This window comes from Pantoea sp. WEP (assembly GCF_041678305.1).
Classification (GTDB): domain Bacteria; phylum Pseudomonadota; class Gammaproteobacteria; order Enterobacterales; family Enterobacteriaceae; genus Pantoea; species Pantoea dispersa.
Genome location: NZ_JBGNXB010000001.1, coordinates 3108515 through 3121702 on the forward strand (window position 1 = coordinate 3108515; position 13188 = coordinate 3121702).

The 13188-nt window shown below is 60.1% G+C and carries 16 protein-coding genes; 4 read left to right on the forward strand and 12 right to left on the reverse strand.

Annotation, left to right across the window (positions count from 1 at the left end; all coding sequences use genetic code 11):
• Positions 1 to 20: 20 nt before the first annotated feature.
• The 5 genes from ABVR31_RS14590 to ABVR31_RS14610 all read right to left on the reverse strand — a co-directional run bounded on the left by ABVR31_RS14590 (position 21) and on the right by ABVR31_RS14610 (position 3894).
• Entirely contained in the window at positions 21 to 1460 is a 1440-nt protein-coding gene (locus ABVR31_RS14590) for a glycoside hydrolase family 1 protein (protein ID WP_159377453.1), read from the reverse strand.
• A gap of 12 nt (positions 1461 to 1472) precedes the next feature.
• Positions 1473 to 1787: a PTS lactose/cellobiose transporter subunit IIA gene (locus ABVR31_RS14595; protein ID WP_010618140.1), complete on the reverse strand. Its 315-nt coding sequence runs from the start codon at positions 1785 to 1787 to the stop codon at positions 1473 to 1475.
• Positions 1787 to 3103 (reverse strand): PTS sugar transporter subunit IIC, encoded by a 1317-nt coding sequence (locus tag ABVR31_RS14600; protein ID WP_325923137.1) that lies wholly within the window; start codon positions 3101 to 3103, stop codon positions 1787 to 1789. The genes ABVR31_RS14595 and ABVR31_RS14600 overlap by 1 nt, the downstream gene beginning before the upstream one ends.
• A gap of 88 nt (positions 3104 to 3191) precedes the next feature.
• Positions 3192 to 3500 (reverse strand): PTS sugar transporter subunit IIB, encoded by a 309-nt coding sequence (locus tag ABVR31_RS14605; RefSeq protein WP_031279665.1) that lies wholly within the window; start codon positions 3498 to 3500, stop codon positions 3192 to 3194.
• A gap of 208 nt (positions 3501 to 3708) precedes the next feature.
• Complete coding sequence (locus ABVR31_RS14610) at positions 3709 to 3894, reverse strand: hypothetical protein (RefSeq protein WP_021507248.1); 186 nt, start codon at positions 3892 to 3894, stop codon at positions 3709 to 3711.
• Positions 3895 to 3952: 58 nt separating this feature from the next.
• Between ABVR31_RS14610 and ABVR31_RS14615 the strand changes: the two genes are divergently transcribed.
• The gene (locus ABVR31_RS14615) at positions 3953 to 4276 is read left to right on the forward strand and encodes a hypothetical protein (protein WP_125310664.1); all 324 of its coding nucleotides are present in this window, start codon (positions 3953 to 3955) and stop codon (positions 4274 to 4276) included.
• Positions 4277 to 4387: 111 nt separating this feature from the next.
• Entirely contained in the window at positions 4388 to 4627 is a 240-nt protein-coding gene (locus ABVR31_RS14620; RefSeq protein ID WP_021507249.1) for a hypothetical protein, read from the forward strand.
• Positions 4628 to 4738: 111 nt separating this feature from the next.
• On the opposite strand, the gene yniD is transcribed toward ABVR31_RS14620, so the two are convergent.
• The 6 genes from yniD to ABVR31_RS14650 form a co-directional block, all read right to left on the reverse strand.
• Entirely contained in the window at positions 4739 to 4846 is a 108-nt protein-coding gene (yniD, locus tag ABVR31_RS14625; protein ID WP_021507251.1) for a small membrane protein YniD, read from the reverse strand.
• 79 nt (positions 4847 to 4925) lie between these two features.
• Complete coding sequence (locus ABVR31_RS14630) at positions 4926 to 5354, reverse strand: OsmC family protein (protein ID WP_021313986.1); 429 nt, start codon at positions 5352 to 5354, stop codon at positions 4926 to 4928.
• A gap of 62 nt (positions 5355 to 5416) precedes the next feature.
• Positions 5417 to 6607, reverse strand: coding sequence for an FMN-dependent L-lactate dehydrogenase LldD (lldD, locus tag ABVR31_RS14635; RefSeq protein ID WP_058769356.1), 1191 nt, complete (start codon positions 6605 to 6607; stop codon positions 5417 to 5419).
• On the reverse strand, positions 6607 to 7392 hold the full coding sequence (gene lldR, locus ABVR31_RS14640) for a transcriptional regulator LldR (RefSeq protein ID WP_325923135.1): 786 nt from the start codon (positions 7390 to 7392) through the stop codon (positions 6607 to 6609). The genes lldD and lldR overlap by 1 nt, the downstream gene beginning before the upstream one ends.
• Positions 7389 to 9038 (reverse strand): L-lactate permease, encoded by a 1650-nt coding sequence (gene lldP, locus ABVR31_RS14645; RefSeq protein ID WP_136546371.1) that lies wholly within the window; start codon positions 9036 to 9038, stop codon positions 7389 to 7391. The genes lldR and lldP overlap by 4 nt, the downstream gene beginning before the upstream one ends.
• A gap of 227 nt (positions 9039 to 9265) precedes the next feature.
• Positions 9266 to 10438 carry a cyanate transporter gene (locus ABVR31_RS14650; protein WP_371221806.1) on the reverse strand — a complete coding sequence of 391 codons (1173 nt, stop codon included), beginning with the start codon at positions 10436 to 10438 and terminating at the stop codon, positions 9266 to 9268.
• 87 nt (positions 10439 to 10525) lie between these two features.
• Here ABVR31_RS14650 and ABVR31_RS14655 point away from each other — a divergent pair, with 87 nt between their 5' ends.
• Positions 10526 to 11386 carry a LysR family transcriptional regulator gene (locus ABVR31_RS14655; protein ID WP_371221805.1) on the forward strand — a complete coding sequence of 287 codons (861 nt, stop codon included), beginning with the start codon at positions 10526 to 10528 and terminating at the stop codon, positions 11384 to 11386.
• Positions 11387 to 11475: 89 nt separating this feature from the next.
• The gene (locus tag ABVR31_RS14660) at positions 11476 to 12837 is read left to right on the forward strand and encodes an amidohydrolase family protein (protein ID WP_371221803.1); all 1362 of its coding nucleotides are present in this window, start codon (positions 11476 to 11478) and stop codon (positions 12835 to 12837) included.
• A 109-nt stretch (positions 12838 to 12946) separates the two neighbouring features.
• Here ABVR31_RS14660 and ABVR31_RS14665 read toward each other — a convergent pair whose 3' ends face one another.
• Positions 12947 to 13144: a hypothetical protein gene (locus ABVR31_RS14665; RefSeq protein WP_010618157.1), complete on the reverse strand. Its 198-nt coding sequence runs from the start codon at positions 13142 to 13144 to the stop codon at positions 12947 to 12949.
• Positions 13145 to 13188: the final 44 nt, after the last annotated feature.

The following is a 13188-nucleotide window of genomic DNA, read 5'->3' on the forward strand; positions in this document are numbered from 1 at the left end:
GGATGCCGCCGCGCCGCGCGTTAGTATTCCACCTCCGCATCAGGCTGTGCACCGTTATTGCGGATCAACTGCTGATACCAGAAAAAGCTCTTCTTGCGATAGCGCGCCAGATCGCGCAGATCGTGTTCATCGCGGTTAACGTAGATAAAGCCGTAGCGTTTGCTGATGCCCTGATGGGTGCTGACCAGATCGATGGCCGACCACGGACAGTAGCCAAACAGCTCGACGCCATCGGCAATTGCCAGCCGCAGCTGAGCGATATGCTCACGCAGATAGGCAATGCGATAGTCGTCATACACTTTGTTGCCCGCCTCCAGCGTGTCGAACGCACCGAGACCGTTTTCTGTGACAATCAGCGGCAGGCGATAGCGCGCGTAGATCTCGCGCGCGGTAATGCGGAAACCGACCGGATCGATATACCAGCCAAACTGATTCTGCTGCAGATGCGGATTGTTACAGCCGACGTACACCGATTTGTCGATGCCGGCCATCTGCTGGTCGGCCTGCTGCTTGCTGTTCAGCTCACCGCGCGCGACCTCAGGCATGTCAGCACTGACGGTGGCCGATGCATAATAGTTGAAGGCGATAAAGTCCGGCTGACCGGCGGCGATGGTCGCCATATCCTCCGCCTCAATATGCGGCAGCCAGCCGCGCTGCTGCAGAAACGCCCACACCACGTTGTTGTAATGGCCGTGCACCGCCAGGTCGAGGTAGAGCCAGTTGCGGATCGCTGAAAAGTTATCGGCGGCCAGCACATCTTCCGGTCTGGCGCTGGCGGCATAGATACAGGAGATGTTCGGTGCCGGGCCAATTTTGGCCTGCGGCAAGCGCTGGTGACAGGCAATCATCGCTTTGGCCTGCGCCAGCATCATATGGTGGTTCTGCTGATACAGCGTCTTCTGCGCATCCACCGTGCCGGCCGGCAGCGTGCCAATCACCTCGCCTTTGAGGATCATCATGTTCTGTTCATTGATGGTCAGCCAGTATTTCACCCGGTCGCCATAGTGCTCGAAACAGGTGATGGCGAAGCGCTCAAAAGCGGCCACGGTACGCCGGTTTGACCAGCCGCCATCCTGCTGCAGCGCCCACGGCAGGTCGAAGTGATAGAGCGTGACCAGCGGCTCAATGCCGTGGCGGCAAATTTCATCAATCAGCTGCTGATAAAACTGAATGCCCGCCGGATTCAGCTCGCCGTCACCCTGCGGATAGATGCGGCTCCAGGCGATGGAGAATCGATAGGTTTTCAGGCCCAGCTCCGCCAGCAGCGCGATATCTTCCCGGAAGCGATGATAGTGATCGCTGGTGACGGTGAAATCCGTCATCCCCTCAGGAAAATGGCCTTTATCGATCACCGACGGCCCTTTGCCGTCTTCGTTCCAGGCACCCTCAACCTGATACGCCGAGGTTGAAGCGCCCCACAGAAAGCCGTGCGGAAACGCACCGGGGTTAGGATGTTGCATACTGCCTCCTTGTTAGTCCGCAGCCAGCTCGCGCCGCAGCTGGATGATCTCTTCCGCCAGTTCACGACACAGCATGGCGTTCATCAGGTGATCCTGTGCATGCACCATGATCAGATTGACCGGAATTTTGCCGCAGCCTTCGTCGGCACCGATCAATTCGGTCTGGATACGGTGCGCGGCTCTGGCCGCCTCGCTGGCTTCGCTCAGCAACGCATCGGCGCGTGGCCACTCTTTGCGCCGCGCCGCGCGCAGCGCTTCCATCGAGCAGGAGCGCGCTTCTCCCGCCTGAATAATCAGTTCCATGACCGTGCTCTCATCAATTTCCATCATGCCTCCTTAACCGGTTGCGCTGCGGCGGCCTGCTCAAGCTCCTGCTGCAGCAGTTGCCGCTCATAAATTTTGAAAAACGGGTAGTAAATCAGCGTGGCGATGGTTACCAGCACGGCAATCAGCACGATGACGCGCCAGTCCCAGCCGGTCGACCAGGCCGCCCCGATCGGTGCCGGCGTGGTCCAAGGGGCCAGCGACACCACGTGGTTAATCAAGTGGGTTTTGGTGGCTGTCCAGGCGAGCGTGGCGTTGACTAACGGCGCGCAGATAAACGGAATGAACAGAATCGGATTCATCACCACCGGCGAACCGAAGATGACCGGCTCGTTGATGTTGAACATGCTGGGCACAATGCTCAGCTTGCCAATCGAGCGCAGATGCGCCGAGCGGCTGCGCAGGTAGAGCAGCACCAGCCCCATGGTGGAACCGGAGCCGCCAATAACGATGAAAAACTGCCAGAACGGCTCGATAAACACGTGCGTGATCGGCTCACCTGCGTTAAGCGCCTGCTGGTTGAGACCGAGGTTAGTCAGCCAGAACGCCTGCAGAATGCCGCCGACAATCACCGCACCGTGAATGCCGGCGAACCACAGCATGTGGCACAGCAGCACCGCCACCAGCACCGCCGGTAACGAATCCGAGGCGGAGATAATCGGTGCGAATAGCGCCATGATCGCCTGCGGCAGCAGCAGGCCAAACTGCGCCTGCACCCACAGGCTGAGCGGAAACAGCGTGATGAAGATGGCGATGATCGGGATCAGCAGATCGAACGACTGACGAATTTTGGGCGGCACCTGCTCCGGCAGCTTAAAGCCGATGTTGTGCTTTTGCAGGAAGTGCATCAGCTCAGTGGCGAACAGCGCCACCAGAATCGCGGTGAAAATGCCCTCGCCGCCGAGTGAGCCAACCGGCAGCGTGCCGTTGCTCTGCGGCGCGGCCACCACCAGAAACGCCATCAGCGCCAGGCTGGCCGCCATAAAGCCGTTCATCTTGTAGCTGTTCGCCAGGTTATAGGCGATGGCGCTGGCGATATATAGCGCCATGATGCCCATGGTCATGTTATACGGCATCATGATTTGCGTTTCATGCGCGCGCACCATACCGAGCCACCACTGGGCAAACGCCCATGAACTGTCAGCTGAGAACGGCGGATGGGCAAACAGCAGCATAAACGAGCCCACAATCAGAAACGGCATCGAGGCGATAAATCCATCGCGGATGGCAATCACATGGCGCTGGCTGGAGAGGCGCCCGGCCAGCGGGCTGATGCGGTTTTCAATCACACCAAATAACGATTCGCTTATGCTGCTCATCGGCGAGCTCCTTGCATCAGGCAACAACAGAATAAGCCTGTGCATTGGCGCACAGGCATAAACAATTATTTTATTTTCGGAACAATCGTCAGGCGTGAATCAGCTTTAGCGAATCATCTAATATTTTCGCGCCATTCATCATGCCGTAATCCATGCTATTAATCACAGTGATAGGCTTATTTAGCTGCTGCGCCAGCGGCTGGAAGTCCGCCAGTTTGTATTTAATCTGCGGCCCGAGCAGGCAACAGTCAAAGTTCGCGATCTGATCGTTAAACTCTTCAATGCCAACGGCTTTTATCTCAACCTCGACGCCCTTCTCTTTGGCGGCCTTCTCCATTTTCTGCACCACCATGCTGGTGGACATCCCGGCGGCGCAGCAGAGTAGAATCTTTGGCATCATTCAATCCTCAGTGTGGGGTTTAATTAACGAATACCCGCGCTAAAGATTTTCTGCAACCGGTTTCAGATTTGCGTTACGGATCTGTGAGAAATATCAAAAAGCGCACTGCAAATTTAATCGGGATGCAATAATAAACGGAAGAGATTATGTGAAAGTCGGGGAACAGTGGCGCGGCCAGACACAGCGCGCCACCGGGGCAGAAGCGTCAGGAGATGGCGGAATCTTTTTGCTTGTCGGCTTCGAAGTGTGCCTTGAACTGTTCGTAGATGGAGATCATATTGGAAGCATCGCCGTGCAGCGGGCTCAGTTTACCGGCGCGCACCAGTTCGATGACCAGTTGCAGGGCGGCCTGTTTTGGGCTGCTGGCCGGATGGGCAATTTCATGAGACATCAGATATCACTCCTTATTGTTGTCAGTGCCGCACAGTTTAGCCCAGATTGTGCTGCTAATGGGCGCGGCGCTGGTTATCATCATTCTGTTCGGACAAAAAAGCCGCTCAGGCTGTTCATTGACGCCTGAGGCGTTTAGCTATACTGGATCAAAAAAAGGAACACACAGCCACGCATTCCGTACCACGGGAATGGTGCAGAAGGAGTCGGTTATGTTGATTGGTTTTGTCTTGTTAGTGAGTGCCTGCGGCCACGATGCCTGTGATGCCCTGCCGGTGTCGGAGCGGATTTACCCCACGAAAGTGGCCTGCGAACAGATGGCCGATCGCATCCATAAAGTCCGGCCGAACGTGGTGCTGCTTTGTGGGGAAGTGCACCGTTAATTCGGTGCCAGTGTGTCATCAATTGCATAAAAAACAGCCAGACGGCATTGCAACCTGGGCCCGCAGCGTTCAAAATATAAGCTGCTTTACACTATTACAGTTGTGAATCCCATGAAAAAAACTCGCCCCCGTCGTCCCAACGGACGCTGGGTTTATTACATTTTGTATGACGGCATTCTCTGGCCCTGTCCGGTGCGCTGGGAGTGGGAGAGCGGCTTCGGCGGCTGGCTGCCGTTTTACTATTCGCCCACCTTTGAATTTGTCGCGGGCGATCCGCGCAAGGCCTACCGCATTGCGCGCAGCAGCGTGCGCAATCTGCGCCAGCATGAGCATGACGGCGAATATGCCTGAGGCGTCAGAATTGCCACGGCAGCCACGAGGCCGTCAGCAGGTAGTGCACCAGTTCCAGCACCAGAATAATCATCACCAGCACCCCGAGCTTGTGGCGGCATATCCAATCCTTTAGCCCCATATCATCGCCGCCCAGCGAATCAGCATCAGCGCGCCGCAGATGCACAGCAACACCACAATCATCTTCCAGTGTTTTGTCGCAGCCAGTTTTTTTGCCACGTTTCCTCCAGACAGCAGAAAGCAACGATGCGCCCGCAGGCGCATCGCATAGTCTACCGCTGGTCACCCGTGAGGGCGATTAATTATTCAGCGTATAGTCGAGGGTGATTTCGGCATTCAGCACCTGAGACACCGGGCAGCCGGCTTTGGCTTTCTGAATGATTTCATCAAATTTGGCATCATCGATGCCCGGCAGCGCAATGGTGCTGTTGAGGGCAATTTTGGTGATGGCGAAGCCGTCGCCCTTTTTGTCCAGTGAAACATCGGCGGTGGTGTCGATGCTTTTCGGTGGATGACCGGCCTGGCCCAGCATCAGCGACAGCGCCATGGAGAAGCAGGCGGCGTGTGCCGCGCCAATCAGCTCTTCCGGATTGGTGCCCTTCTCGCCTTCAAAACGGGTATTAAAACCGTATGGCTGGTTGCTGAGCACGCCGCTTTCAGTGCTAACCGTGCCTTTGCCTTTGATGTCGCCTTCCCAATGGGCCGATCCTTTCTTGTGAATGGTCATGTCATTCCTCCTGTTAGTCAGACAGCTATTCAGTATAGACAAGAGCCGGCGCTTTGCCTGGCTTAGCGCACCGCGTGCGGGCGCGCCGGGCTGAGTCCGGCTTCGCTCAGCAGCGCATTCGCCTGCACCAGCGAATCCTGGGTGATGTCCGCAATGGTTTTCGCGCCGGTCAGCGTCATCGCCACCCTCATCTCTTTCTCAACCAGACTCAGCAGATTCTCCACGCCGCGCTGGCCGTGCGTCGCCAGCGCATAGATAAACGCGCGTCCCAGCAGCACGCTGTCAGCCCCCAGCGCAATCATGCGCACCACATCCAGCCCGTTACGAATGCCGCTGTCGGCCAGAATGGTGATGTCGCCCTTTACCGCGTCGGCGATGGCCGGCAGCGCGCGCGCCGACGACAGCACGCCATCCAGCTGACGTCCGCCGTGGTTGGAGACCACGATGCCATCGGCGCCAAAACGCACCGCATCGCGCGCATCTTCCGGGTCGAGAATGCCTTTTATCACCATTGGCCCTTCCCAGAATTCGCGAATCCACTCCAGATCCTGCCACGAGATCGACGGGTCGAAATTGTTCGCCAGCCAGCCGATATAATCTTCCAGTCCGGTAGGGTTACCAAGGTACGTGGAGATATTGCCGAGATCGTGCGGACGCCCGTGCAGCCCGACGTCCCATGCCCACTGCGGATGGGTGACCGCCTGCCAGTAACGGCGCAGCGCGGCATGCGGGCCGCTCATGCCGGAGTGCGCATCGCGGTATCGCGCGCCCGGCGTCGGCATATCGACGGTGAACACCAGCGTCGAGCAGCCTGCCGCTTTGGCCCGCTCCAGCGCGTTACGCATAAAGCCGCGATCGCGCAGCACATACAGCTGAAACCACATCGGACGGTTAATCGCCGGTGCCACCTCTTCTATCGGGCACAGCGACACCGTCGACAGGGTAAATGGAATACCGCGATTGGCTGCCGCACGTGCCGCCTGCACTTCACCGCGTCGCGCGTACATGCCGCACAGGCCGACCGGCGCCAGCGCCACCGGCATCGACAATGTTTCATTAAACAGCCGCGTTTCCAGACTCAGCTCAGCCATGTTTTTCAGCACGCGCTGGCGCAGCGCCACGTCAGAGAGATCGGCCACGTTGCGCTTCAGGGTATGTTCTGCGTAGGCCCCGCCGTCCAGATAGTGAAACAGGAATGGCGGCAGGATACGTTGCGCCGCGGCGCGATAGTCACTGGCAGCAGAAATAATCATCAGTTGTCTTCCTTACGGGTAGCCTGCGTGGCGCCCGGTAACCGCGTGATGCGGGCCTGGCGCGCTTCGTCTTCATGCAGCGTTTTCATGGTGGTGTGAACAAAGCCGAGGTGATCCATCGCCGCCTGGCGCGCCGCGTCGGCGTCGCCCGCCATCACCGCATCGAACATCGCCTGATGCTGGGCGTTGAGCTGGTTGAAAATCACCGGCTGGGTGTACATACGCTGGCGGCTGTGCAGCACGGAGGATTGCAGCAGATCAAAAAATCCGCGCATGGTCTGCAGTAGCACCAGATTATGCGAGGCTTCGGCAATGGCGAGGTGGAAGCGCAGATCCGCCTGCGCGGCCAGTTCGGGATCGTCGCAGTCGTTCATTTGTATCAGCGCGTCAAAGGCATAGCGCAGCCGCTCTTTATCCGCCTCGGTGGCGCGTTGCGCGGCGTGCCAGGCGGTGCTGGCCTCAATCGCGTGGCGCGCCTCAAGAATATCCCAGCGGTAGTCAGGGTCGGCGGCCAGCAGCTGACGAATCGGCTCAACGATGCGCTGTTCTGACCACGGCTCCTGCGGCTCGCACAGCCAGGTGCCGCCACCGCGTTTACTGATCAGCACGCCACTGCTGATCAGCTGCTGGATGGCCTCACGCACCGACGAGCGCGACACGCCGAAGCGGGCGGCCAGCGCACGCTCCGAAGGTAAACGCATGCCGGGTTTCAGCTGATGCTCTTCAATCCAGGCGCTAAGACGCGCGCGCAGCGTATCCGCCAGCCGCGGTGTGGGTTCAATCATGGAATCATCCAGGTAAAGACATACGCCTGCAGCGTGGTGATCACGCCGACCATACAGGTAAAAATCAGGCTGTGTTTAACGGTAAACCGGAACAGATCGGACTCGCGCCCCACCAGCCCCACGGCGGCGCAGGCGATGGCGATCGACTGCGGCGAAATCATTTTACCGGTGACGCCACCGGTAGTATTGGCGGCCACCAGCAGCACATCCGACACCCCAATCTGCTGCGCGGTGGTCGCCTGCAGCGCGGCGAACAGCGCGTTGGAAGAGGTATCGGAGCCGGTCAGAAAGACGCCCAGCCAGCCGAGGAACGGCGAGAAGAAGGTGAAGGCCTGACCGGTGTGCGCCAGCGCCAGGGCCAGCGTGGCCGATAGCCCGGAGTAGTTTGAGATGAACGCAAAGGCCAGCACCATGCCGATGGAGTAGATCGGCAGCGCCAGCTCCTTCAGGGTTTCGCCAAAGGTGCGCAGCGCCGCCGCCGGCTTCATGCGCAGAAAAATCACCGAGATCACCGCCGCCAGCAGAATCGCAGTGCCGGTGGCAGAGACCACGTCAAATTTGAACAGCGCCGCATACGGCGTTGCTGCGCTCACCACCGGCGGCATGCGTGCCACCAGCTCGTGCAGCAGCGGCACCGGCACGCTAAACACCCAGTCATACAGCGCGCCGCCTTTAGCGAACAGCGCTTTAAACGGCGGAATACTCCACAGCGTAACGGTCGCGGTAAGGAACAGGAACGGCATCCAGGCACGCACAATCTGCGCCAGCGTGTAGCGTTGTGTCCCTGAGGGCGCAGTCTCTGGCGCGGGCTCTTTAAAGCGGAAGATGCGCACCGGCTGCCAGCGGCGCAGAAACAGCGTCAGGCAGATCAGCGAAGCCAGCGACGAAATAATGTCCGGCAGCTCCGGGCCAAGGAAGTTAGAGCTGAGGTACTGGGCGATGGCAAACGAGCCGCCGGCCACCATCACCGCCGGCCAGGTCTCTTTGATGCCGCGCCAGCCATCCATGATCGCCATGATCCAGAACAGCACGATGAGGGTGAGAAACGGCAGCTGGCGTCCCGCCATCTGGCCAATCTGGAAGCTGTCCAGCCCGGTGACCTGACCGGCGACGATGATCGGAATCCCCATCGCGCCGAACGCCACCGGCGCGGTGTTGACGATCAGGCACAGTCCGGCGGCATAGAGCGGATTAAAGCCCAGCCCGACCAGCAGTGCGGCGGTGATCGCCACCGGTGCCCCAAAGCCTGCCGCGCCCTCTAAAAACGCGCCAAACGAAAAGCCGACGATCAGCATCTGCAAACGCTGGTCTGGCGTGATGGAGAGAATCGAGGCGCGAATGATATCGAACTGGCCGGTTTTCACCGAGATCTTGTAGACAAACACCGCCGCCACGATGATCCAGGCAATCGGCCACAGGCCGTATAAAAAACCATACGCCACCGACGCCAGCGCCTGGGGCACCGGCATGCCGTACAGCAGCAGCGCCACCAGCAGCGCCAGCACCACGGTGATCGTACCGGCCTGATAGCCCTTCAGCTTGAGCTTAATCAGCGCGAAGAAGAAAAAAACAATCGGGATCACCGCCACCAGGCTGGATAGCCACAAATTGTTGAGCGGATCGTAGTTTTGTTGCCACACCTGCATGCCGTTTCTCCAGAGGTCACCAGAGGGATGCGGCGCATCGGCAAAAGCAGGCGTGCGCCGCAGATTGTTGCCCGGTTCCGCACCACAATTGGTAGGACCACATTGCGGCTGACGAGCTTTCTGGCTCCAGATAGTTAATGCATTGTTAACCCAAAGCAACGCGGCAGGCGTGATTTTTCGTGTTATGTGACCATGTGGCTACATTTTTATAACATTGGTAGGACCAATCAGCGCGCTGCCGCACCAAAGGCGCGCGCATAGCTGCGCGGATGAAAACGCAGATTGAGTCCGATCAGCCCCAGCGTCACGATGCCCTGCATCAGCCAGACGCTGGCAAAGCTGTGGGTGAGCACCTGCAACTGACCGGCAATAAACGGCATGCAGCCGGCGATGATGAATCCTGCGCCCTGCATGAAGGCCACCAGCCGCGCGCCTGCCTGCGGCTGCGGCAGATGATCGAGCGCCAGCACCATCGCCAGCGGGAACGCGGCACCGAGACCGAAGCCGGCGATGGCGGCCCACAGCCACGGCGCCAGCAGTGGCGCAAAAAGAAACCCGCTCATCCCGGCCAGCTGACACAGCAGACTGACAATCAGCTGCGGACGACGATCGGCACCGCGCGCCAGCAGTGGCATCAGCAGCGCGCCGGCAACCTGGCTCAGAATCATCACGCCCAGCAGCGAGCCGCCGGCCTGCGCCGACCAGCCCAGCCGGTGATACGCATCCGGCAGCCAGGCAACGCAGGTGGCATAGCCGCCGTTGACCAGGCCAAAGCTCAGCGCCAGCGACCAGGCGCGCGGCTTACGCCACAACGGCGGCAGCGTTACCTGCGCGGCATCCGGCGCGGCAGGCACGCGCACCCGAAGCCACAGCAGGATAGCCAGCAGCACCGGCAGCGCCCAGCCGCTGAGCGCCAGCGGTACGCCAAGCTGCGCGCTGAGCCACGGCGACAGCGCCGCGCCCAGTCCACCGCCGCCCATCAGCGCGCCCGCCCACAGCCCGGTAACCGCCGCGCTGCGCCGGCTAAAACGCTGTCGAATCAGTCCCGGCATCGCCATCTGCACCACGCCGACGCCGATGCCAGCAAACAGCGCGCTGAGCACCAGCCCGCTGCCGCTGTCGATTACGCCGCGCGCCGCCAGTGCCAGCAGCAATAACGTCAGCCCGGCCAGCAGCAAGGGCTTTAAGGTCACGCGCTGCATCAGCCTGGCGCTGAACAACGCCACCGCGCCCATCATCACCATCGGCACCGCCGGCAGCAGCGAGGCGGCCAGCCCTGACAGATGCAGGCTGTGGCGCAGCTGGCCCAGCAGCGGACTGACCGAGGTCAGCAGCGGGCGCATGTTCAGCCCGGCCAGCACCAGCGCAGCCAGCGTTAACGTATTGGCATGTCGGTTCATAACCCATCCTGCAGTGAAAAGGTTGTCAGCATCGCAGCAGACAGTACTATTTGGAAATGAAATAACACCATGATGGGCAGTGGATAAATGAATCGTCAGCCAATGTTTACGCCGCAGCAGCTATTAAGCTTTGTGGCGGTGTGCGAGACCGCCAGCTTTACCCGCGCCGCCGAGCGTGTGCACCTGTCACAGTCGACGGTCAGTCAGCAGGTGCGGCGGCTGGAAGAGATGGTGGGTAAAGCGCTGTTACAGCGCACCTCACATCAGGTGGCGCTGACCGAAGAGGGAGAAAAATTGCTCGGCTACGCGCGGCGCATTATCGCCCTCAACGGTGAAGCGCACGATGTGCTGAGCGATAAGTGGCGCGACGGCATTGTGCGCATTGGCGTGCCGGAGGATTTCGCCGCCCCGACCGCCAGCCTGCTGGCCGGATTCAGCCGACAGCATCCGCAGCTGCGTCTTGACGTGATGAGCGGCATGTACGTCGATTTGCATCGCGCATGGCAGCGCGAAGAGCTGGATCTGATGCTGATCAAGCAGCCGGGCGGCGATCGCCCGCTGGCCGCCCGGCCCGAGCCGCTGCTGTGGCTGGACAGTGCTGAACATCCCTGCTTTGACCAGACGCCGCTGCCGCTGGTGGTATTTCCGCAGCAGGGGCTGTATCGCGAAGAGATGTGTCAGACGCTGGATGCGCTCGGCCGCAGCTGGCGCATCAGCTACAGCAGCGCCAGCCTGGTGGCCCTCGCCAGCGCCAGCGCCGCCGGTCTCGGCCTGACGCTGCTGCCCGCCAGCTGCCACCTGCCCGGTCACCGCGTGCTGGGCAGCGCTGAGGATTTACCAGTGATCAGCCATTTCGAGCTGGCGCTGTTCTGCCGTAAGCCGCAGGATGCGCTGCAGCAGGCACTGGCCGCTGCGCTGGTGCAATTCTGCCAGCTACAGTGGCAGTGATTTTTCCACTGCCAGGCAGTGGGAAATATCGCAGCGCGGCGGCGTCGGTTTTGCCAGATTAGGTTTTTTCCTTTTGCCTGGAGTTTCCGATGCCTCTGACCGCTTCCAGCCGACGTGATTTCCTCAGCCACGGCGTGCGCCTTACTGCCGCAGGCAGCCTGATGATGGCTGGCATGAGCAGCGCCGCCCGCCCCGACACACCGCCGGTCTCGTCCACACCGCCGCCTGCCGTGGCGCACTATCAGCTGCTGAATGTGCGCCTCGAAGAGGGATTTGAGCGCGACGGCGCGGAGATAGTCGCCACCCGCACCGCGCTGTACGACATCACCATTAAAGAAGGCAAGTTCAGCGCCATTAGCGCCGCTAGCCAGGCGCGCCAACCGACCCTGCCGCAGTGGGATGCCGGCGGTGCGCTGCTGTTACCGCGTACGCGGGACATGCATATCCATCTGGATAAAACTTTCTACGGCGGACCGTGGCAGGCACCGCGTCCGCGGCAGGGCAAGACCATCATGGATATGATTGCGCGCGAGCAGGTGCTGATTCCCCAGCTGCTGCCAACCTCGCAGGCGCGCGCCGAAGCGCTGATTGGCCTGCTGCAAAGCAAAGGCAGCACCGAAGCGCGCAGCCACTGCAACATCGATCCGGTTAGTGGCCTGAAAAGTCTCGAACATCTGCAAATGGCGCTGGCCAACCATCCGGCGTTTCGCTGTGAGATCGTCGCCTTTCCGCAGCATGGTTTGCTGCATTCGCAGGTCGATGGTCTGATGCGTGAGGCGATGCAGCTCGGCGTGCAGTATGTCGGTGGGCTGGATCCCACCAACGTGGATGGTGCCATGCAGGCTTCGCTTGATGCGATGTTCCGCATCGCGCTCGACTACGATCGCGGCGTGGACATTCATCTGCATGAGACCAGCGCCGCCGGCGTGGCAGCCATTCAGTACATGATCGCCACCATCGCCCGTAATCCGCAGCTGAAAGGCAAAGTGACACTGAGCCACGGTTTCGCGCTCGCCACGCTGGAAGGTAAGGCGCTGGATGAGATTATCGCCGGCATGGCCGAACAGCAGATGAGCGTGGCGTCAACGATTCCGATTGGCAAGCTGACGATGCCATTGCCGCAGTTGCAGGCAGCGGGCGTGACGGTGATGACCGGCACCGACAGCGTGATCGATCACTGGTCGCCGTTCGGTACCGGCAGCATGCTGGAGAAAGCCAATCTGTATGCCCAGCTGTATCGCGGATCGGATGAGTTTGGCCTGAGCCGCGCGCTGCATATCGCCACCGGCGGCATTCTGCCGCTCGCCAATAGCGGGGAGCGCCAGTGGCCGCAGCTGCAGGATGAAGCCAGTATGATGCTGGTCGACGCCAGCTGCTCGGCGGAAGCCGTGGCGCGCATTGCGCCGGTGCGCGCTACGTTCCAGCGCGGCACGCCGGTATTCAGCGCCTGAAGGCGCATCGCAGCCAGCACCAGCACGCCAGACCCGGCCAGAAAAAAGCCTCCCGCAGGAGGCTTTGGAAGGTGACACCGGCGCGGCAAGCCCGATGATAATGCTGGATTTAAGACAACATCTGAATCGCCAGCGCATACAGGCGCTGGTGCTCATCGTCATTAACAGGCTCTTCTTCCGCATAACAGGCAATCATGGAGCTGACTTTATCGGAGGATAACGTCTCTCCATGCAGATGCAGCGTTAGCACGGCGCGGCCGACGATTTTCAGAACGTCTTCGTTTTGTCCCTGGACATAGTGACTCAATGAGGTGACCTCTGAAGTAATTATTAATTGCCAAATGGCGCGCT